Consider the following 18466-nt stretch of genomic DNA (forward strand, 5'->3'; position numbering starts at 1 on the left):
CCTGTCGCTCTCGGCAAAGCCGGAACGTGTCTATGGTTATCGAGAACGACGAAGAACTTTCCAAGCTCAAAGAGATCGGCCGTATCTGCGCCAATGCCATCCAGGTCATGGCGGCAGCGATGGAGCCGGGCATGACGACGCTGGAGCTCGACCAGATCGGCCGCAAGGTTCTGGAAGACGCCGGTGCGCGCTCGGCGCCCGAATTCTGTTACCAGTTTCCGGGTGCGACCTGCATCAGCGTCAACGAGGAAATCGCCCACGGCATTCCCGGTCCGCGCGTCATTCATCCAGGTGATCTCGTCAATATCGACGTTTCGGCGGAAAAGGACGGCTTCTTTGCGGATACTGGCGCCTCCTTCGCCGTGCCGCCGGTCGCATCCCGCATCGAGAGGCTCTGCCGGGACGGCAGACGGGCGCTCTGGGTGGGTCTGAACCAGATCAAGGCGGGCGAGCCGCTGGCGAAGATCGGCAACGCCGTAGGCGCCTTCGCACAGAAGAACCGCTATACGCTCGTTGCCAATCTCGCGAGCCACGGCGTCGGCCGCTCGCTGCACGAGGAGCCGGCCGAACTTTCCACCTGGCCTGATCCTTCAGAACGGCGCATGATGACGGAAGGCCTCGTCTTTACCGTCGAGCCTTTTCTTTCGCTTGGTGCCACGTGGGCTGAAGGCGGCGATGATGCCTGGACGCTTTATGCCGATCCCAAGGCCCCGACAGTGCAATACGAACATACGGTCGTTGCGACCCGCAACGGGCCGATCATTCTGACATTGGCGGCTTGAGGGGGATTTCCCCTCGCTGTTGGAGGTCGAGATGGCAGTTGCCTTCACCAAGGAAGAGAGTGCCGAAACCGCAGCGGAAACGCTGCTACCCGACCGCGCGATTTCGCCTCATCCAAATCTCGTGACGGAGGCCGGGCTGAAAGCCCTCGAACTGCAAATGCAGGAAGCGCGCCAGGCCTATGAAGCGGCGAGCACCGTCGAGGACGTCAACGAACGGCGGCGGCAGCAGGCAAATCCTCTGCGTGACCTGCGTTATTTCGTCGAGCGTCTTCGCACGGCCCAGCCTATGCCGGCCCCGACATCGACGGAGACGGTCGCCTTCGGAAGCACTGTCACCTTCAGCCGTGACGATGGGCGCGTCCAGACATATCGTATCGTGGGAGAGGATGAAGCCGATCCGAAAGCCGGGTCGATTTCCTATGTCGCGCCGGTCGCCCGGGTTCTCACGGGCAAGGCCGTCGGCGATATCGTTGTCGTCGGCGATCAGGAACTCGAAATCATCAAGATTTCCTGACCGCCGCACGCGTTTCCGGCGTCGCGTTCAATTCACTGCTTTTGAGAGGGCCTGTCAGGCGGCCTGAGGAAGGCGAGCAACGACCTTGATTTCGAAATCAAAGCCTGCCAGCCAGTTCACGCCGACCGCCGTCCAGTTCGGATAGGGCGCTTCGCCGATTTCCTTGAAGCGAATATCGGAGATCACGGGCCATTGCGCGGCAGGATCGGTGTGGAAGGACGTGATGTCGACAACGTCGTCGAAGCTGCATCCGGCAGCCTTCAGCACGGCTTTCAGATTGTCGAAGGCAAGCTGTACCTGCCTTGCGAAATCGGGCTCGGGCGAGCCGTCTTCACGGCTGCCGACCTGGCCGGAGACGAAGAGAAGGTCACCGGAGCGGATCGCCGCTGAATAGCGGTTGATCTCATAGAGAGCCTGCCGGCCGGCGGGAAAGATTGCTTCGCGTTTGGTCATTGCTTTTCTCCTGTTCAGGTAAAAGGGTGCCTTTCGCCGGGCATTTGCTCGTCGATGGCGACGAGGCATTTGTGGGTATGGCCAGCCCATTCCGGAGCAATTGATATACGCCCCGTATGTGGATATAATCAGAGATACGACGCGTATGTCAATACACATACGGTCCGTATGTGTATTTTGGGAGATAGTGATGGTCGCAAAGACCCGGGCGCAAATGATGGAGGAGACACGGGCGAAGCTCATCCAGGCGGGCCGAAAAGCCTTTGCAGTCAAGGGCTACGCGGCTGCTTCGATGGACGATCTGACCGCCGATGTAGGGCTGACACGCGGCGCGCTCTACCACAATTTTGGTGATAAGAAGGGCTTGCTGCAGGCCGTGATCGACCAGATCGACGGCGAGATGGGGGAGCGGTTGCGTATCGAGCGGGATCGCGCCGAGACGACCTGGCTCGGGTTGCTGGCGGAATATACCGCCTATATCGAAATGGCTCTGGAGCCGGAAATCCAGCGCATCATGCTTCTCGATGGGCCGGCGGTGCTCGGCGATCCCTCGCAGTGGCCCAGTCAGAATGCGTGCCTTCGAACGACAACCCAGACCATGCAGGCGCTGATTGACGAAGGGACTGTCAGATCCGTCGATGCGGAGGCTGCGGCTCGCCTGCTCAACGGAGCGTCGCTCAGCGCGGCACTCTGGATCGCCGCAGCGGATGATCCTAATGCCGTTCTGGCAAAGGTTGTCGAAGCATTCCGATCCCTGGCAAGCGGTCTCCTGAAGGTCGAAGACTGATAGGGCGGCGACTTCGGCCGCCACCCGCTCAAGCAACGTTAGTCCTGCTGCGGGTCGGTCTTGCCGCCCTGCAGGATCTCCATGGCTGCACGCTCCAGAATCCCGGAAATCCTGGCAGCCTCGCTTGTTGACCAGGGATGGCGCATGCGCAGGGCGGAGCGCAGCAGCTGGCGTGCGGCATGGACGTTGCTGTGGTCGCGGCCGAATTCATCGTCCTCGTGATCACGACGCCGATGGCCGTGGCCACCGCTGCCGCCACCGCTTTGGGGCTGGTCGGGATCGAACATGCGGTTAACGAAGGCCATGCCCTCGGCAATGCGCTCCAGCTTGGCAAGCGTCTGGTCGATCATGTCACGGTTTTCTTCCACCTTCCGGCGGCCGGCTTCGGTGATCTTGTAGAGCTTCTTTGCCCCGTCATTCTCGACTTCCGTCAGTCCGGTCTCTTCCAGATAGGTGAGCGCCGGATAGATGACACCCGGGCTCGGCACGTAGAAGCCGCCGGAGCGCTCCTCCAGCGTCTTGATCAGTTCATAGCCGTGGCTTGGACGCTCTTCCAGAAGCGCCAGCAGGATCGTCTGCAACTCGCCAGCAGAAAACCTGCGGCCCATTCCCATGCGCATCGCCTCGCCGACGAATCCGCCTCGAAAACCTCTCATGGCAGGCTCCTTTATATCCGATGTATCTCTCACTATGTCGTAAACATATATCGTAAGATATGTCATTCAAGAGGCGGCGCGAAAAATCTGTTCGGGAAATTGAAGCATTCATCAGAATTACTCGTTTGTGATGGCCATGCCGCAGCGCGATAAACGCGCGATGTTGGCTCCCAATAACGACCGTCCGGTCAATCTCTTCACCACAGCGCTTGCAGGTGCCGTCGCCATGGCGGCGGCCATGGGTTTCGGGCGCTTTTCCTTCACGCCGATCCTGCCCGGCATGATGGTTGGCGTGCCGCTTTCGGCCGCCGATGCGGGTTTCATCGCTTCCGCCAATTTCGTTGGTTATCTCGTTGGTGCGGTCCTCGGCGCCTATGGCTGGGCGGCGGGGCGCGAGCGGCCGATGGCGCTTCTTTCCCTTCTGGCGACGGCAATCCTACTCGTTGCCATGGCAGCGACGGATTCGATCATACTTTTTGCCGTCATCCGGTTTCTGGCCGGCGTGGCGAGCGCTTTCGCATTGGTCTTCACGTCAGCAATCGTGCTGAGCCATGGCGCGGCTGCCGGTAACGATCATGTTCAGGCGGCGCATTTCGGCGGACCGGGGGCGGGGATCGCGATTTCTTCTGTCATGGTGCTGTTGTTCGGCTTTGTTTTCGACGATGCGGCCGGCGGTTGGCGCGCAGATTGGATCGGCAGCGCTCTTTTCTGCCTCGCGTGCTTTATCCTTGTGTGGGCTCTGCTGCCGAAGGCGCCGGTGCGCAATGGGCAGACGAAAGAGCCGGCGCTGGTCTGGAACCGACCGATGGTGCTGCTGACACTGTCCTACGGTTTGTTTGGCTTCGGCTATGTCATCACCGCAACCTTCCTCGTCGCCATCGCCCGCATGAGCGCCTCAGGGCCGATCGTCGAATTTCTCTGCTGGTTCATTGCCGGAGTGACGGCGACGGTCGCGCTGTTCATCTGGAAGCCTTTCGTGCGTTCGCTCGGAATTGGAGGCGTCTACGCCGCGGCCCTGATCATCGAGGCGATCGGCGTGCTCGCAACCGTGGAACTGCCGCATTCGGTGGCGCCGCTGATCGGCGGCGCGCTGTTCGGGGCGACCTTCCTTGCCATCACCGCCTATGGATTGCAGATCGGCCGCCGGCTCTCACCCGAAAGCCCGCGCCGCATCCTGGCGCTGATGACAGCCGCCTTCGGTGTCGGTCAGATCATCGGTCCTGTTGCTGCCGGCTGGATCGCGCAGGTAACCGGAAATTTCGTGCTGCCGACCATTATTGCAGCAATCGTGCTGGTCTTCTGCGCGCTTTTGGTCATACCGGTGATGAAGAAAATCCCTTAAGTGATTACAAGTTCGTAACAATGGGCTGGACCCATTGCCGCTTTCTTCGAACTGCCTTAATTTCCGGGCAATCAGTGGTTCGCCACTCTTCCGTGACTCCAGTTCAGGAAAGCAAATCCTCCCGTGTTTCATTCCTTCTTTCCCCAGCCAAAGGCGTTCTTTATTTCGCTCGTAGTCTGGACGCTGGCTGCAATTTTCGGCTGGTATTTCTTCGCCGCCGGTCTCGGTGCTTCGCTTGGTTTTACGCCTGTTCCCGAGGAGCAGCAGCCGATCGATCTCTCGTTCTTTCTGCTGCCGGAAAATCTCTGGTTCTACGGCTACTTCTTTTTAGCCGCGCTGATCTTCTGCGGTTTCTGGCATTTGAAGGCACTCAGCCATCCGTGGAAGATGTGGTCCATCTGGGGCTCGGCGCTGATTATCTTCGTGACCTATTTTGGCGTGCAGATCACAGTCGTCATCAACAACTGGCGCCGGCCGTTCGGCGATCTCTTGCAAAATGCGCTAACGAAGCAGCCGGGTATCACCGTCGAGAACTTCTACGATCTATTTCTGATCTTCGCGCAAATCGCCTTCCTCAGCATGCTCGTATCGATCCTGACCGACTTCTTCACCAGCCATTACATCTTCCGCTGGCGGACGGCGATGAACAATTTCTACATGGCCAATTGGGAAAAGCTTCGCCATATCGAAGGCGCATCCCAGCGCGTGCAGGAAGATACGATGCGCTTTTCCACTACCCTGGAAGGTCTCGGCATCAACCTGATCAATTCGGTGATGACGCTGGTCGTCTTCCTGCCGATCATGCTGGCGCTGTCGCATTACGTGACGAGCCTGCCGATACTCGGCGAAGTGCCAAACTCTCTCTTCTGGCTCGCTATCTTCTGGTCGGCTTTCGGTACCGTCCTGCTCGCTATCGCGGGCATCAAATTGCCCGGGCTGAATTTCAAGAACCAGCGCGTGGAGGCGGCCTACCGCAAGGAGCTGGTCTATGGCGAGGATCATGCCGACCGAGCACAGCCGCCGACGATGCAGGAGCTGTTCTCAAGAGTGCGAAGAAATTATTTCACGCTGTACTTTCACTATCTGTATTTCAATGTTGCCCGCTCGTTTTATCTGCAGGCCGACAATCTTTTCGTCTACTTCTTTATGGCTCCGACCATCGTTGCCGGCGCCATCACCTACGGTATCTTCCAGCAGATCGCGACCGCTTTCGGTCAGGTCAGCAATTCCTTCCAGTATCTCGTCAACTCCTGGACGACGATCATCGAACTGCTGTCCATCCACAAGCGCCTCAAGGCTTTCGAGGCGGCAATTGACGACGAGCCGCTGCCGGATATCGACCAGCGCTATTTGGAGCACGAGGCAGGCGCTGTTCACGCCGACGGTTGATACGAAACGAAAAAGGGCCACCGCTGCGGTGGCCCTTCTTTTATCATCTCCTCGAAAACTGTCAGTTCGGGCGCGTGCAGCCGGTATTTTTCCAGTCCATATCCATCAGGGCTTCCACGATATGCTCGGCAACGGCCATGTTGCCCTCCTTGACTGCGATGTCGTAGGCGGCCAGGCAATGATCGAGCAGCGGTGTAGCGACAGGCGCTTCCTCAGGGAGGGGAAAGACGATGCCGCCGTAAAGGGACGGGATGCCGTTCTTGTCACGGAAGCATCGTCCGAATGCCATGACCTGCTGGAAGACGCCGTTGGCGCGACGTACGCGGTAGTTCTGTTGCTCCGGCTCCTGTGTCAGGATCGTATCGCGGATGACTTTGGCGGCGCCCGGCTGATCCTCCGGATGGATGCGGGCGACGTAGGCTTCTAGCGGCAGACCGCTTGCCGTTTCCGTAGCATCGAGTCCGAATATTTCAGCGACCGCTCCGTCGCCATAGAGGAGGTTGGCAACGATATCCCAGGTGAAAAAGCCGGTTTCACAGACCGGAAATTCGTCTTTGTCGGCCGGGCGCCTCAGGTTTTCAATAAATGTCATGACGTCGCACCTCCCCATGCTTGCAGCACGCTCATGAGGCAATGCTTATCAAAGCGCAGCCCCGATGCAATCAATACGTGCGAGAGTTTTTGATATCCAAGGGTTTTAAGCGCCAGGTGCCTACAACCCGGACGTCTCTTGCAGCTTGCCGCGGGCTTTGATCATCGGGATCGCTTCGGAATAGCTGACACAGGCAACATCTGATCTGTGGCAAACGTCGCTCACCAGCCTGTCGAGCGCGCGCCAATAGGCGCCACCGTTCATTTCCACAAAGTGGAAGCCGAGCTGTAGGGGAGTGCGGCTGCCCGCATATTGCTTGTCGAAGGCTTCCTTGAAGGCGGCATAGGCGCGCTCTTCGAAAGCGGCGCTGTCAGCTGCATCCTCCTCGCCCTTGGAGTGGCGGACGAAGAGATTGTAATCCATGCCGATGATTGGCTTTTCACCCGGACCTTCGGGAATGAGAGGTAGGCCAAAGCGTATGATGCCGTCTTCCTCGACGGGTATTGCCGGTCCCTTTGTGACGAGGCTCGCGTCATAGGTGAAGCCGGCCTTCTTTTCAGCTGCGACCATGTCGGCGCCGCCGCCTGTCGAAAGGTAGGGAGCGCGAAAGCCCCTGATGCCGCGATCGACGAGATCCCGCCAGCCGGCTGGCTCTTGCAGGCCGACGCTTCTCCAAGCGTTCTTCAATGTGGTCTTGAAAGTCGCATATTCGGCTGACCAGTCCGCTTCGCTCCATTGGCGGCCGTCGAAATGGCCGCAGGCGTGGCTGGAAATATCATGGCCTTCGAGGTGGGCGTGCCAGATATTGCCGAGGCGTTCGCGGATTTCGTCGTCACTCTGCGCAAAGCCCACATTGGATTTTCCGCGTTTCTGATGAGGGGCCTGGTAAGCCTGCTTCGCTTCCTGATTCATCAGGAAGGTGCAGGAGAGGAAGTAGGTGAAGTGCGCGCCGTTCCTTGCCGCCATTTCACGGCTTTTCTGCCAGAGCGCATTGTCATGGGCGCCGTCGAAGGAAATGATGACGAGCTGCTTCGGCTTGTCTGCGGCGTGAGCAACAACAGGAAAAATCAGAGACAGGGCGAGGGAGGCGGAAAAAATAGAACGAAACATGGGCACCGCGACAATTTGCATTGCGGTTTTCCTGTTACAGAAATGCGGCGAAGCTGCGGTCTTACTGGCATTTTTCACAGTCTGCCGGTAATTCATTGCTGACCGTCAAAATAGGAAAACCAGATCACCATGGCTCTGCTCGTCCTCAGCCTCATTCTCTTCCTCGGCCTGCACCTGATCCGCGTCGTCGTGCCGGGCTTCCGGCAGGCGATGATCGACAGGGTCGGCAAGCCGGCCTGGATCGCCTTCCACTCGATTGCCAGCATCCTGACGCTGATCTTCGTCATCTACGCCTTTGGCGCCGCCAGCAGCGAGCCGATCGGCATGCTCTACAATCCGCCGATGGGCATGGCGCATCTCACCGTCACCCTCATGCTGATCGCGGTGATCTGTCTCGTCGCTGGCTTCCTGCCCGCCGGTTATATCAAGACGAAGACGAAACACCCGATCGTTCTGTCGGTGAAGATCTGGGCGCTTGCCCATCTTCTGTCGAATGGCGAGGCCTATTCGGTGCTGCTCTTTGCTGCATTCCTCGCTTGGGGCGTAGTGATGCGCATCTCGCTGAAGCGGCGCCAGCGGCGTGGCGAGATCACGCTGCCGGTCTTCGTTTCGGCCAAATATGACATCTATGCTGTCATCATCGGCGTGATTGTCTGGGCGCTGGTGATCTGGCGCGTTCACGAATGGCTGATCGGTGTAGCACCCCTGCCGATGCTTGCTTCGTGACGATTCTGCGATATCCCCCTTACAACGGCCGCAAAATGGAGTAGAAGGCCCGACAATGTGCGTTTTGCACTGTGCATGGGTATCCGCGGCCGGAGACGAGAATGGCATTCAACGACGACAGCTTCATTCGTGAAGTCAATGAGGAACTGCGTTCCGACCAGATGAAGGGCGCATGGCGCCGGTTCGGCCGCTATATCATTGCCGTTGCCGTTCTTATCGTCCTCGGAACCATCGGCAAAGTCGCCTACGAATACTGGGACAGCAACCAGTCCTCCGGCGCCGGTGACCAGTTTCTGGCGGCGATGAAGCTTGCTGACGAGAACAAGACGGATGAGGCGCTCGCCGCTCTCGACAAGCTGGAGAAGGAAGGCCACGGCGCTTACCCGGTTCTGGCGCGCATGCGTGCTGCGACCGTTCAATCGCAGAAGGGCGATAATGCCGCCGCGATCGCGTCTTTCCAGACCATCGCCAAGGACAAGTCCGTTCCGGCTGCCGTGCAGGATGCCGCCAAGATGCGCGCCGGCTGGCTGCTGATCGAGAACGGCACCTATGAGCAGGTCTCTGCCGCCGTCGAGGAAATGGCCGTGCCGGGGAATGCCTTCCGCCATTCGGCACGCGAGGCGCTTGGTCTTGCCGCCTACAAGGCCGGCAACATGGCGCAGGCGCGTCAGTGGTTCCAGTCGATCGTCGACGATGTGGACAGTCCGCGCGGTGTTGCCAATCGTGCCCATATGATGCTTGATCTCATCACCGCATCCGGCAAGGCGCCCGCCGCGCAGGGCTGAGCTTAAGGGAAAATAATGAGTTTTACGGTCGCCATCGTCGGACGCCCGAATGTTGGCAAGTCGACGCTTTTCAATCGTCTGGTCGGGAAGAAGCTAGCGCTTGTCGATGACACGCCGGGTGTGACGCGTGACCGCCGGCCGGGTGAGGCGCGGCTTGTCGATCTGCGTTTTACGATTGTCGATACGGCAGGCCTCGAAGATGTAACGGATGAGAGCCTGCAGGGTCGCATGCGTCAGCAAACGGAAGCGGCAATCGACGAGGCCGATCTGTCTCTGTTCATCGTGGATGCCAAAACGGGGCTGACGCCTGTCGACACGGCCCTTGGCGAGATGTTGCGCCGGCGCGGCAAGCCCGTCGTGCTCGTCGCCAACAAGTCCGAAGCGCGCGGTTCCGACAGCGGTTTCTACGATGCCTATTCGCTTGGGCTCGGCGAACCGGTGCCGATTTCAGCCGAACATGGGCAGGGCATGCTCGATCTGCGCGACGCCATCGTTGCGGCACTCGGCGAGGATGTCGCTTATCCGTCGAAAGAAGACGTCGCTGTCACCGATGTCGATCTGCCGCAATCATCGGGTGAAGAGGACGAGGAAGACGAAGAGCCCGCTTACGACGACAGCAAGCCGCTGCGCGTGGCAATTGTCGGTCGCCCGAATGCCGGCAAGTCGACACTCATCAACCGCTTTCTTGGCGAGGACCGGCTGCTGACGGGGCCGGAAGCCGGCATCACGCGCGATTCCATCTCCGTGGAATGGGACTGGCGCGGACGGACCATCAAGATGTTCGATACGGCCGGCATGCGCCGCAAGGCCAAGGTGATCGAGAAGCTGGAAAAGCTTTCGGTCGCCGATGCGCTACGTGCCATCCGCTTCGCCGAGACAGTTGTTATCGTCTTCGACGCGACGATTCCCTTCGAGAAGCAGGATCTGCATATCGTCGACCTGGTGCTGCGCGAAGGCCGCGCGGCCGTTCTCGCCTTCAACAAATGGGACATGATCGAGGATCGTCAGGCGGTGCTTGCCGACCTGCGCGAAAAGACCGACCGGCTGCTGCCGCAGGCACGCGGCATCCGCGCCGTGCCGATTTCCGGCCAGACCGGCTGGGGCCTCGACAAGCTCATGCAGTCGATCATCGATACGGACCGTGTCTGGAACAAGCGCATCTCCACTGCCAAGCTCAATCGCTGGCTGGAGCAGCAGCAGGTTCAGCATCCGCCACCGGCTGTGTCCGGCCGCCGTATCAAGCTCAAATATATGACGCAGGTAAAGGCGCGCCCGCCGGCCTTCATGGTGTCCTGCACCCGGTCGGATGCCCTGCCGGAATCCTATACGCGTTATCTGATCAACGGATTGCGGGCGGATTTCGATATGCCGAGCGTGCCGATCCGGATCCACTACCGGTCGCCGGACAATCCGTTTGAGGGCAAGAAGAGGCGGACCTAACCCGCTTCTTGTTGTCGCCTTGCCGCTTGGGCCAGAGTGGGTTTGCCGGACGCGCCGATAGCCCTCAAGACGCGCTCTTATTCAAAGCTTCGCGCAGCGCGACGATTTCCGCCTGCAGCCGGACAAGCTGATCCGCGTCGCGGCCGCTTGCGTCGATGATACAGCCCGGTACGGTCTCAGCCTTTTTCTTCAGCCGCTTGCCTTCTTCCGTCAAGTGCAGCACGACGACACGCTCGTCCTGCCTGCTGCGTTCGCGGCGGATGTAGCCTGCTGTTTCCAGGCGTTTGAGGAGAGGGGTCAGTGTGCTCGATTCCAGGAACAGCTTTTCGCCGAGACCGCCGACGGTCTGGCCGTCTTCTTCCCAGAGGCAGACCATCGCCAGATATTGCGGGTAGGTGAGGCCGAGTTCGTCGAGCAGAGGTTTGTAGACGCGGTTGAAGGCGTGGCTTGCGGTATAGACGGCAAAACAGATGAAACTTTCGAGTTTCAGTTGGTTCGACATGGCACGATCTCCAAAACCGCGAGATATTATATCGTGCGATAAATAATCGTAGACGCTTTTAATGCATGGCAGCCATGCAATAATTTCTATCGTACGGTAATTTGTCGTGTGCGATATAAAATCGTGTTCAGGACGAACGCAACAAACCCGAAGAGGACACGACAATGTCGACGATCAAGACCGCAGTTTCCGCAGCAGCAATCCTGGCAGCTTCCACTGCCGCAGCGTTTGCCGATCCGGTACTGGAACCGACAACGCAGAAATTCATCGATAGTCTGGCCGGCTCCAAGCCGATCTACACGTTCTCGCCTGCCGATGCCCGCAACATTCTCTCTGGCGCCCAGAAGGGCGACGTGAAGAAGCTCGCCGCTCAGGAAGAAGATAAGGTCATTAAGGTCGGCCCGACCGGCAGCGTCAAGCTGCGCATCGTTCGCCCTGAGGGCGCCAAGGGCACGCTGCCTGTCGTCATGTATTTCCACGGCGGGGGCTGGGTGCTGGGAGATGCCGACACACATGACCGGCTGGTTCGCGAAATCGCCAATGGCGCCAAGGCTGCCGTCGTCTTCGTCGATTATGACCGCTCGCCGGAAGCCCGTTACCCGATCGCTATCGAGCAGGCTTACGCGGCCACGAAATACGTCGCCGAGCATGCCAAGGAATTCCACGTGGATGCCAGCCGGCTCGCCGTTGCCGGCGATAGCGTCGGTGGCAATATGACTGCCGCCGTGACGCTGCTTGCCAAGGAGCGCGGCGGTCCTGCCATCGACCAGCAGGTGCTCTTCTACCCTGTCACCGACGCCAATTTCGACACCGGTTCCTACAATCAGTTTGCCAATGGCCCGTGGCTGACCAAGGAAGCCATGAAGTGGTTCTGGAATGCCTATCTGCCTGACGAAGCCAAGCGTAAGGAGCCCACCGCTTCGCCGCTGCAGGCTTCCCTTGAGCAGCTGAATGGTCTGCCGCCAGCACTCGTCATCGTCGATGAAAACGACGTGCTGCGCGACGAAGGAGAAGCCTATGCCCGCAAGCTGTCGCAAGCAGGCGTAAAGGTCACGTCGATCCGCTACAACGGCACGATCCACGACTTCGTACTGCTCAACGCGATTGCCGAAACACCGGCTGTTCGCAGCGCCATTTCTGTCGCCAACGATACGCTGCGGGCTGCCCTTCAGAAGTAAGGGTCAGTCAGCGGAAGGAAGAGGCCCGGCGGGATCGCCGGGTTTTTTGCTTCTTGGAAGGGATTTGGTGGCGTATTGCCACGCCTTCTTCCATTTCGGCGTGATGACGCCGTTGGCGGCGCGGATATTGTTGATGAACTGCAGCGTCGCCGTTTCCCAGGAATATTGCATAGCAAGCTCGCGCGCCTTTTCCCGCGAGCCGGAAAGCGCCGCAAGGCAGGCCGCCCGCAGATCCCCGTTCAGCGCACCGACGGCGCTGTCCTCGCCGATAATATCCAGCGGGCCGGTGACGGGATAGGCGGCAACGGGAACGCCCGAGGCAAGCGCTTCCAAAATGGTGTTGCCGAATGTATCCGTCAGCGACGGGAAGACGAAGACATCGGCCTGCGCATAGGCCTTTGCCAGTTCCTCGCCGAATTTCACGCCGGTGAAATGCACATCCGGATAGCGTTCTTCGAGTTCGGCGCGTGCGGGGCCGTCGCCGACCACGACTTTCGAACCGGGCAGATCGAGATCCAGGAAGGCCGGCAGGTTCTTTTCCAGCGCAACGCGGCCGACCGTCATGAAGATCGGGCGGGCAAGGCCGAAGGGCTTTTCCTCCAGTGGCATCGGATGAAATTGCGTGGCATCGATGCCGCGGCTCCAGGGCATCAAGTTCTTAATGCCCTTGGCGGACAGTTCGCGGGCGAGACTGGGGGTGGCCACCATGCAGCCGGCGCCGCCATTATGGAACCAGCGCACGAAAGCGTAGAGCCAGCCCTGAGGGATCGGCAGGCGAGCCGACACATATTCGGGAAAGCGGGTGTGGTAGCTGGTGGAAAAGGGCATGCGCTTGCGGATGCACCAGCGCCGCGCCGACAGGCCGAGCGGCCCCTCCGTTGCGATGTGGACGTAAGACGGATTGTGCTTTTCGATCTCGCGGGCGATGCGGCGGTACCAGGCGATCGACAGGCGGATCTCGGGGTAGGTGGGGCAGGGGATGCTGGCGAAACGCTCTGGCGTCACCATCGAGACTTCGACACCCATCCTGGCCAGTTCGCGATTGGTGTTCTCGATCGAGCGGACGACGCCATTGACCTGCGGATGCCAGGCGTCAGTCACGATCACCAGCCGCTCCGGCACGGCTCCGGCTGCTGCGGCACTAGCCCAGCTTTCGCCGCTATATGAATTTGACGGACGTTGCAGCATGCTTCCATTTCCATCAGCGTCGCTTAGTTCTGGCAACGCACAACCCCTGGCGGGGTTCCGGAATGGCGATTCCCGCTTGTCTATTCTGGCGGAAGTGCATGATGGAAATATTACAGCCCTGAGCGAGTGTTTACAGGACGTTATGCCGGGAGAAGCCAGCAATTATGTCGGCGATGAATGGCCGGAAGGCGTTTTGCGCCTTGAAAAGGAACGGCGCCGGCGGGGAGGCCGGCACCGCATTAAAACTTAGGCTGCAGCCGAAGCGAAGCCGGAAGTCGGGACTTCCGAGATGGTCTTCAGAACCTGCGAGGCGATCTGGTAGGGGCAGCCCTGGGAGTTCGGGCGGCGATCTTCGAGGTAGCCCTTGTAGTCGTTCTTCACGAAGGAGTGCGGAACGCGGATCGAGGCGCCACGGTCAGCAACACCGTAGGAGAACTTGTTCCACGGAGCCGTCTCGTGCTTGCCGGTCAGACGCTTGTCGTTGTCGGGGCCGTAAACGTTGATGTGGTCCATCAGGTTCTTGTCGAACTGGGCCATCAGCGCTTCGAAATAGGCCTTGCCGCCAACTTCGCGCATGAACTTGGTCGAGAAGTTGCAATGCATGCCCGAACCGTTCCAGTCGGTGTCGCCGAGCGGCTTGCAGTGATACTCGATGTCGATGCCGTATTTTTCGGTCAAGCGCTGCAGGAGATAGCGCGCCATCCAGATCTGGTCGGCGGCCTTCTTGGAGCCCTTGCCAAAAATCTGGAATTCCCACTGGCCCTTGGCCACTTCGGCATTGATGCCTTCGTGGTTGATGCCGGCTGCGAGGCAGAGGTCGAGATGCTCTTCGACGATTTCGCGGGCAACCGAACCGACATTCGAGTAGCCGACGCCGGTGTAATACGGGCCCTGCGGAGCCGGGTAGCCGCTCTCCGGGAAACCGAGCGGACGGCCGTTTTCGTAGAAGAAATATTCCTGTTCGAAGCCGAACCAGGCATCTTCGTCGTCGAGGATGGTCGCACGGGCGTTGCTTGCATGCGGGGTCACGCCATCCGGCATCATGACTTCGCACATGACGAGCACGCCGTTGGTGCGGGCCGGATCGGGATAGATGGCGACGGGCTTCAGCACGCAGTCAGAGCTGCGGCCTTCAGCCTGCATCGTCGACGAACCATCGAAGCCCCAGAGCGGGAGCTGTTCGAGCGTCGGGAAATTATCGAATTCCTTGATCTGCGTCTTGCCACGCAGGTTCGGTACCGGGGTGTACCCATCGAGCCAAATATACTCGAGCTTATACTTTGTCATCGCGACTCTCTCTGCTGCGAACTTGAGCAAATCCTGAGGCAGTAGACGCAAGAGTGCGCTCTCCCGCCAGGGGATGCCTCTTCTAAAGCACGTAGCGTGCCAGATCCGGCAATCGACATAAAAAATTTACGAATCACTCCGCCAGCGCGATTTCAAAGCCGATCCGGCGGAGGGCCTGACGGAGCCGGTATACGGCTATCCGCGTTGAGATGGGCATTTTCCGTCTTGGAACCGGATGAAAATTCCGGCGTTTAGGTTGACGGATGAAGTTTTAAACAAATCAGCGCGAGCTTAATCAGGAAATGCTGTGTCGGTCGTTTATAATTGCACCATTGCCCTTATTTTGTGCAATTTGCATAAACTATGTGCATTATGCTACTATGCAGACCGTGAATGTTGATAGGCCGAACTAAAGGAAGGCTATCTCATGGCAATCGGTTTCCATCGTGAATCCGCGACAATCTACCAGTTTCCCGTCAAGGCCGTTCAGGCCCAGAACCGCTTCGAGCGCTTTCGGATGATGGAGCGGGAGGCTGCTGGTGTGTGTGACGCTGCGCTCGACAGCTGCTGGTATCACGACGAAGCCGTTCGCACGGACGGCAAGAAGCCCAATTCCTGATCTGACGATCGATGATGAATGACCGCTTAGGCGGGGGCGAGCCTGCGCGTGGCCGCTAGATCAAGCGACATGCGCAGGCTTCAATCCCGATATCAGAGGCCGAGCTTTTCCTTCGGCACGAGTGCGCCGTGCTCGCTGACCACGTGGGCGGCGATTTTGGCCGCGAAGCGAGCGGCTGCCGGCGCGTCCCGGTTCTCCAGATAATGAGCAAGAAACGCGCCGTTGAAACTGTCGCCCGCGCTCGTCGTGTCGACGACCATTTTCACCTTTTCTGCCGGCACGTAAGCTTTCTCGTTGGCGAAGCTCAGCGTTGCGCCTTCCGCACCGTTCTTGACAACGACATGTGAGGCACCGAGCGCAAGATAGCGTTCGATGGTGGCGTCGATAGAGGCGTCTCCGAAATGGGCAACCTCGTCGTCGAAGCTCGGCATGACCAGCGAGGAAGCGCGGCCGCCTTCGCTGATCGTCGTGTGCATGACATCGTAACTCGACCAGAGGCGGGGGCGGATATTCGGATCGAAGACCACGAACTTGCCGACAGCCTTGGCGCGGCGGATTTCGGCGAGCAGCGTGTCGGCGTCGTCATGCGAGAGGATGGCAAGCGTGATGCCGGAGAAATAGACAACGTCAGCACTTTCCACGGCTTCACGCAGGCGGTCAGGATCGGCGGCGAGACTGCGGGCGGCGGAACTATCGCGCCAGTAGCTGAAGGAGCGTTCGCCATCCCTGAGATTGATCATGTAGAGGCCGGGCGTCTTGCCCTTGATGCGGTGGATGAGATCCGTGCCGATACCGGCCTTGCCCATGAAGGCGACCATTTCATCGGACATGGGATCATCGCCGAGCGCGGTGAAATAATCGACCGACCAGGCGGAGGGCAGGCAGGCGCGAGCATACCATGCGGTGTTGAAGGTATCGCCGGCAAAGCCTTTCCGCAGGAGGCCTTCACCCGCCTGCGAGAGCTCCACCATGCATTCGCCAATCGACAGAAACCGTCCGCTCAAGCCGTCCTCCCGGATTTTTTCTGCTCTTGCGGATACGCGAAGAGGCGGGAGGAGACAAGTCAAGGAGAGTTGAAAGTCCATCGCCCGTTGCGGGGCGATGGAGAATGTCGTGTCAGGGCCTGTCCATATGGTAGCAGGCAGCCGTCTGGCCGGGGCGGACGAGTTCCGTCGGCGGCATTTCGGTGCGACAGACATCCGTCGCCTTCCAGCAGCGCGGCGAGAAGACGCAGCCCTTTGGCGGGTTCAGCGGTGAAGGCGGATCGCCTTGCAGGCGGATGCGGCTGCGCAGACGCGCGAGCTTTGGATCCGGGATCGGCGCCGCCGAGAAAAGCGCCTGCGTGTACGGGTGGGCCGGATGTTCGAAGACAGTGGCGCAATCGCCCGCTTCGACGACCTTGCCCAGATAGAGAACCAGCACGTCATCGGAGATCAGGCGCACCACCGAGAGGTCGTGGCTGATGAAGATCAGCGTCAGGCCAAACTCCTTGCGCAGCTTGCGAAGCAGCGTGATGACCTGACCCTGGATCGACACGTCGAGGGCCGAGACCGGCTCGTCGCAGATGATGAGCTTTGGCCGGGTGACGACGGCGCGGGCAATACCGATGCGCTGCGCCTGACCGCCCGAAAATTCGTGCGGATAGCGGTTGATCATCTCCGGCACCAGGCCGACGGCGGCCATGATCTCGCGTACGCGCTCCAGCCGCTGGGCTTTCGTCAGCTTCGGCTCGAAAACGGTGAGCGGCTCGGCGATGATGTCGCCGACCGTCATGCGCGGATCGAGCGAGGCAATCGGATCCTGGAAGATGATCTGCATGTCGCGGCGTGCGGCACGCATTTCCTCATCCGAGAGATCAAGCAGGTTGCGGCCCTGCCAGAGGATACGGCCCTTCTGCGACTTCAGAAGACGCAGGATCGAGCGGCCGAGCGTGGATTTGCCGCAGCCGGATTCGCCGACGATGCCGAGCGTGCGGCCTTCGGCGAGGTCGAAGCTGACATTGTTGACGGCCGTCAGCATCAGCGGCGGCTTGAAGAAGGATTTCGAGGGAATCTCGAACTGGGTCGTCAGGTTCTCGACCCTCAGAAGCGAGCGTTCAGCCATGGCTCAGCAACTCCTCGCGGCGGGGGAAGGGATGGAAGCAGGCGGCGCAATGATTTGCCCCCTGTTGTTGAAGCTGCGGCGGTCGGTCGATGCAATCGTCCTGGACCTGCGAGCAGCGCGGCGAGAAATTGCAACCCTTCGGCAGGTGCTGCAGATTCGGCGGGCGGCCGGGAATGACAACGAGATCGTCGACATCCTGATCCGGGCGCGGGATCGAAGCATGCAGTGCTGCGGTATACGGATGGGCCGGGTTTTCGAAGAGTTCGTCGACAGGCGCTTCCTCGACGATGCGGCCGGCATACATGACGGCCACCTTATCGGCGAGGCCCGCGACGACGCCGAGGTCGTGGGTGATCATGATCAGTGCCGTGTTCATCTCTGCCGTCAGATCGTTGAAGAGATCGAGGATCTGCGCCTGGATGGTTACGTCGAGCGCGGTGGTCGGCTCGTCGGCAATCAGGAGCTTCGGCTTGGTGAGCAGCGCCATAGCGATGACGATGCGCTGGCGCATGCCGCCCGAAAGCTCGTGCGGATAGAGGCCGAAACGGCGGGTGGGATCAGGGATGCCGACACGCTTCAGCATGTCGAGCGCTTCGGTCGATGCCGCCTTGGCAGTGAAGCCGCGGTGGATTTCGAGTTGTTCCGTCAATTGCCGGGAAATACGAAGAGACGGATTGAGTGCCGTCATCGGATCCTGGAAGACCATGGCCATGTCCTTGCCGCGGACATGGTCGAGCTCGCGTGGTTTCAGTGACAGCACGTCCTTGCCTTCGAGCAGGGCCTGGCCTGTCGTCTTGCCGTTCTTGGCAAGCAGGCCCATGACGCCCAGGAAGGTCTGGCTCTTGCCCGAACCGGATTCGCCGACGATGGCGATGCGTTCGCCGCGACGGACCGTCAGGTTCATGTTGGAGACCGCTTTCACCTGACCCTCGGGTGTTTCGAAGGTGATCGAGTAATCCTTCAGTTCGAGAAGCGTATCCTGCTGTTTTTCTTTTTTGTTTTCCTGGGTCATC

Annotated in this window: 20 protein-coding genes; 10 read left to right on the forward strand and 10 right to left on the reverse strand. The window is 59.7% G+C overall.

What is annotated here, in order from left to right:
• The first annotated feature begins 32 nt into the window (after window positions 1-32).
• Window positions 33-782, forward strand: coding sequence for a type I methionyl aminopeptidase (map, locus tag H4W29_RS15280; RefSeq protein WP_192729655.1), 750 nt, complete (start codon window positions 33-35; stop codon window positions 780-782).
• 31 nt (window positions 783-813) lie between these two features.
• On the forward strand, window positions 814-1296 hold the full coding sequence (gene greA, locus H4W29_RS15285; protein WP_192729656.1) for a transcription elongation factor GreA: 483 nt from the start codon (window positions 814-816) through the stop codon (window positions 1294-1296).
• A 54-nt stretch (window positions 1297-1350) separates the two neighbouring features.
• On the opposite strand, the gene H4W29_RS15290 is transcribed toward greA, so the two are convergent.
• The gene (locus H4W29_RS15290; RefSeq protein WP_192729657.1) at window positions 1351-1749 is read right to left on the reverse strand and encodes a RidA family protein; all 399 of its coding nucleotides are present in this window, start codon (window positions 1747-1749) and stop codon (window positions 1351-1353) included.
• Window positions 1750-1939: 190 nt separating this feature from the next.
• Between H4W29_RS15290 and H4W29_RS15295 the strand changes: the two genes are divergently transcribed.
• A complete protein-coding gene (locus tag H4W29_RS15295; RefSeq protein ID WP_192729658.1) occupies window positions 1940-2536 on the forward strand; it encodes a TetR/AcrR family transcriptional regulator in 597 nt (198 codons plus the stop codon).
• Between the two features lie 38 nt (window positions 2537-2574).
• Here the strand turns inward: H4W29_RS15295 and H4W29_RS15300 are convergent, their stop codons facing one another.
• On the reverse strand, window positions 2575-3192 hold the full coding sequence (locus H4W29_RS15300; protein WP_192729659.1) for a PadR family transcriptional regulator: 618 nt from the start codon (window positions 3190-3192) through the stop codon (window positions 2575-2577).
• Window positions 3193-3322: 130 nt separating this feature from the next.
• On the opposite strand from H4W29_RS15300, the gene H4W29_RS15305 reads away from it, so the two are divergent.
• Window positions 3323-4534 (forward strand): MFS transporter, encoded by a 1212-nt coding sequence (locus H4W29_RS15305; RefSeq protein WP_376776568.1) that lies wholly within the window; start codon window positions 3323-3325, stop codon window positions 4532-4534.
• Window positions 4535-4657: 123 nt separating this feature from the next.
• Window positions 4658-5923, forward strand: coding sequence for a peptide antibiotic transporter SbmA (sbmA, locus tag H4W29_RS15310; RefSeq protein WP_192729661.1), 1266 nt, complete (start codon window positions 4658-4660; stop codon window positions 5921-5923).
• Window positions 5924-5984: 61 nt separating this feature from the next.
• On the opposite strand, the gene H4W29_RS15315 is transcribed toward sbmA, so the two are convergent.
• Both H4W29_RS15315 and H4W29_RS15320 read right to left on the reverse strand, forming a co-directional pair.
• Window positions 5985-6515, reverse strand: a complete 531-nt coding sequence (locus tag H4W29_RS15315) for a PAS domain-containing protein (RefSeq protein ID WP_192729662.1) — start codon at window positions 6513-6515, stop codon at window positions 5985-5987.
• Window positions 6516-6635: 120 nt separating this feature from the next.
• A complete protein-coding gene (locus H4W29_RS15320; RefSeq protein WP_192729663.1) occupies window positions 6636-7625 on the reverse strand; it encodes a polysaccharide deacetylase family protein in 990 nt (329 codons plus the stop codon).
• Window positions 7626-7754: 129 nt separating this feature from the next.
• Between H4W29_RS15320 and H4W29_RS15325 the strand changes: the two genes are divergently transcribed.
• The 3 genes from H4W29_RS15325 to der all read left to right on the forward strand — a co-directional run bounded on the left by H4W29_RS15325 (window position 7755) and on the right by der (window position 10576).
• Complete coding sequence (locus tag H4W29_RS15325) at window positions 7755-8351, forward strand: NnrU family protein (RefSeq protein ID WP_192729664.1); 597 nt, start codon at window positions 7755-7757, stop codon at window positions 8349-8351.
• A gap of 101 nt (window positions 8352-8452) precedes the next feature.
• Complete coding sequence (locus H4W29_RS15330) at window positions 8453-9136, forward strand: tetratricopeptide repeat protein (RefSeq protein ID WP_192729665.1); 684 nt, start codon at window positions 8453-8455, stop codon at window positions 9134-9136.
• Window positions 9137-9151: 15 nt separating this feature from the next.
• On the forward strand, window positions 9152-10576 hold the full coding sequence (gene der / locus H4W29_RS15335) for a ribosome biogenesis GTPase Der (protein WP_192729666.1): 1425 nt from the start codon (window positions 9152-9154) through the stop codon (window positions 10574-10576).
• Window positions 10577-10640: 64 nt separating this feature from the next.
• On the opposite strand, the gene H4W29_RS15340 is transcribed toward der, so the two are convergent.
• On the reverse strand, window positions 10641-11078 hold the full coding sequence (locus tag H4W29_RS15340; protein ID WP_192729667.1) for a MarR family winged helix-turn-helix transcriptional regulator: 438 nt from the start codon (window positions 11076-11078) through the stop codon (window positions 10641-10643).
• A gap of 164 nt (window positions 11079-11242) precedes the next feature.
• Between H4W29_RS15340 and H4W29_RS15345 the strand changes: the two genes are divergently transcribed.
• A complete protein-coding gene (locus H4W29_RS15345; RefSeq protein ID WP_192729668.1) occupies window positions 11243-12256 on the forward strand; it encodes an alpha/beta hydrolase in 1014 nt (337 codons plus the stop codon).
• Between the two features lie 3 nt (window positions 12257-12259).
• On the opposite strand, the gene H4W29_RS15350 is transcribed toward H4W29_RS15345, so the two are convergent.
• Together H4W29_RS15350 and H4W29_RS15355 are read right to left on the reverse strand one after the other, a co-directional pair.
• Window positions 12260-13444 carry a glycosyltransferase family 4 protein gene (locus H4W29_RS15350; protein WP_192729669.1) on the reverse strand — a complete coding sequence of 395 codons (1185 nt, stop codon included), beginning with the start codon at window positions 13442-13444 and terminating at the stop codon, window positions 12260-12262.
• Between the two features lie 246 nt (window positions 13445-13690).
• Window positions 13691-14731: a glutamine synthetase beta-grasp domain-containing protein gene (locus tag H4W29_RS15355; RefSeq protein ID WP_192729670.1), complete on the reverse strand. Its 1041-nt coding sequence runs from the start codon at window positions 14729-14731 to the stop codon at window positions 13691-13693.
• A 427-nt stretch (window positions 14732-15158) separates the two neighbouring features.
• Here H4W29_RS15355 and H4W29_RS15360 point away from each other — a divergent pair, with 427 nt between their 5' ends.
• Window positions 15159-15350 carry a DUF2735 domain-containing protein gene (locus H4W29_RS15360; protein WP_192729671.1) on the forward strand — a complete coding sequence of 64 codons (192 nt, stop codon included), beginning with the start codon at window positions 15159-15161 and terminating at the stop codon, window positions 15348-15350.
• 92 nt (window positions 15351-15442) lie between these two features.
• Here H4W29_RS15360 and H4W29_RS15365 read toward each other — a convergent pair whose 3' ends face one another.
• From H4W29_RS15365 to H4W29_RS15375, 3 genes are all read right to left on the reverse strand, one after another.
• Complete coding sequence (locus H4W29_RS15365) at window positions 15443-16354, reverse strand: sugar kinase (protein WP_192729672.1); 912 nt, start codon at window positions 16352-16354, stop codon at window positions 15443-15445.
• Between the two features lie 112 nt (window positions 16355-16466).
• Window positions 16467-17453 (reverse strand): ABC transporter ATP-binding protein, encoded by a 987-nt coding sequence (locus H4W29_RS15370; RefSeq protein WP_192729673.1) that lies wholly within the window; start codon window positions 17451-17453, stop codon window positions 16467-16469.
• The gene (locus H4W29_RS15375) at window positions 17446-18465 is read right to left on the reverse strand and encodes an ABC transporter ATP-binding protein (protein WP_192729674.1); all 1020 of its coding nucleotides are present in this window, start codon (window positions 18463-18465) and stop codon (window positions 17446-17448) included. The genes H4W29_RS15370 and H4W29_RS15375 overlap by 8 nt, the downstream gene beginning before the upstream one ends.
• Window position 18466: the final 1 nt, after the last annotated feature.

This window comes from Rhizobium viscosum (genome assembly GCF_014873945.1).
Classification (GTDB): domain Bacteria; phylum Pseudomonadota; class Alphaproteobacteria; order Rhizobiales; family Rhizobiaceae; genus Rhizobium; species Rhizobium viscosum.

Coding starts and splice junctions, on each gene's coding strand:
- map (WP_192729655.1), top strand. CDS start 33: ATGGTTATCGAGAACGACGAAGAACTTTCCAAGCTCAAAGAGATCGGC.
- greA (WP_192729656.1), top strand. CDS start 814: ATGGCAGTTGCCTTCACCAAGGAAGAGAGTGCCGAAACCGCAGCGGAA.
- H4W29_RS15290 (WP_192729657.1), bottom strand. CDS start 1,749: ATGACCAAACGCGAAGCAATCTTTCCCGCCGGCCGGCAGGCTCTCTAT.
- H4W29_RS15295 (WP_192729658.1), top strand. CDS start 1,940: ATGGTCGCAAAGACCCGGGCGCAAATGATGGAGGAGACACGGGCGAAG.
- H4W29_RS15300 (WP_192729659.1), bottom strand. CDS start 3,192: ATGAGAGGTTTTCGAGGCGGATTCGTCGGCGAGGCGATGCGCATGGGA.
- H4W29_RS15305 (WP_376776568.1), top strand. CDS start 3,323: ATGGCCATGCCGCAGCGCGATAAACGCGCGATGTTGGCTCCCAATAAC.
- H4W29_RS15315 (WP_192729662.1), bottom strand. CDS start 6,515: ATGACATTTATTGAAAACCTGAGGCGCCCGGCCGACAAAGACGAATTT.
- H4W29_RS15320 (WP_192729663.1), bottom strand. CDS start 7,625: ATGTTTCGTTCTATTTTTTCCGCCTCCCTCGCCCTGTCTCTGATTTTT.
- H4W29_RS15325 (WP_192729664.1), top strand. CDS start 7,755: ATGGCTCTGCTCGTCCTCAGCCTCATTCTCTTCCTCGGCCTGCACCTG.
- H4W29_RS15330 (WP_192729665.1), top strand. CDS start 8,453: ATGGCATTCAACGACGACAGCTTCATTCGTGAAGTCAATGAGGAACTG.
- der (WP_192729666.1), top strand. CDS start 9,152: ATGAGTTTTACGGTCGCCATCGTCGGACGCCCGAATGTTGGCAAGTCG.
- H4W29_RS15340 (WP_192729667.1), bottom strand. CDS start 11,078: ATGTCGAACCAACTGAAACTCGAAAGTTTCATCTGTTTTGCCGTCTAT.
- H4W29_RS15345 (WP_192729668.1), top strand. CDS start 11,243: ATGTCGACGATCAAGACCGCAGTTTCCGCAGCAGCAATCCTGGCAGCT.
- H4W29_RS15350 (WP_192729669.1), bottom strand. CDS start 13,444: ATGCTGCAACGTCCGTCAAATTCATATAGCGGCGAAAGCTGGGCTAGT.
- H4W29_RS15355 (WP_192729670.1), bottom strand. CDS start 14,731: ATGACAAAGTATAAGCTCGAGTATATTTGGCTCGATGGGTACACCCCG.
- H4W29_RS15360 (WP_192729671.1), top strand. CDS start 15,159: ATGGCAATCGGTTTCCATCGTGAATCCGCGACAATCTACCAGTTTCCC.
- H4W29_RS15370 (WP_192729673.1), bottom strand. CDS start 17,453: ATGGCTGAACGCTCGCTTCTGAGGGTCGAGAACCTGACGACCCAGTTC.
- H4W29_RS15375 (WP_192729674.1), bottom strand. CDS start 18,465: ATGACCCAGGAAAACAAAAAAGAAAAACAGCAGGATACGCTTCTCGAA.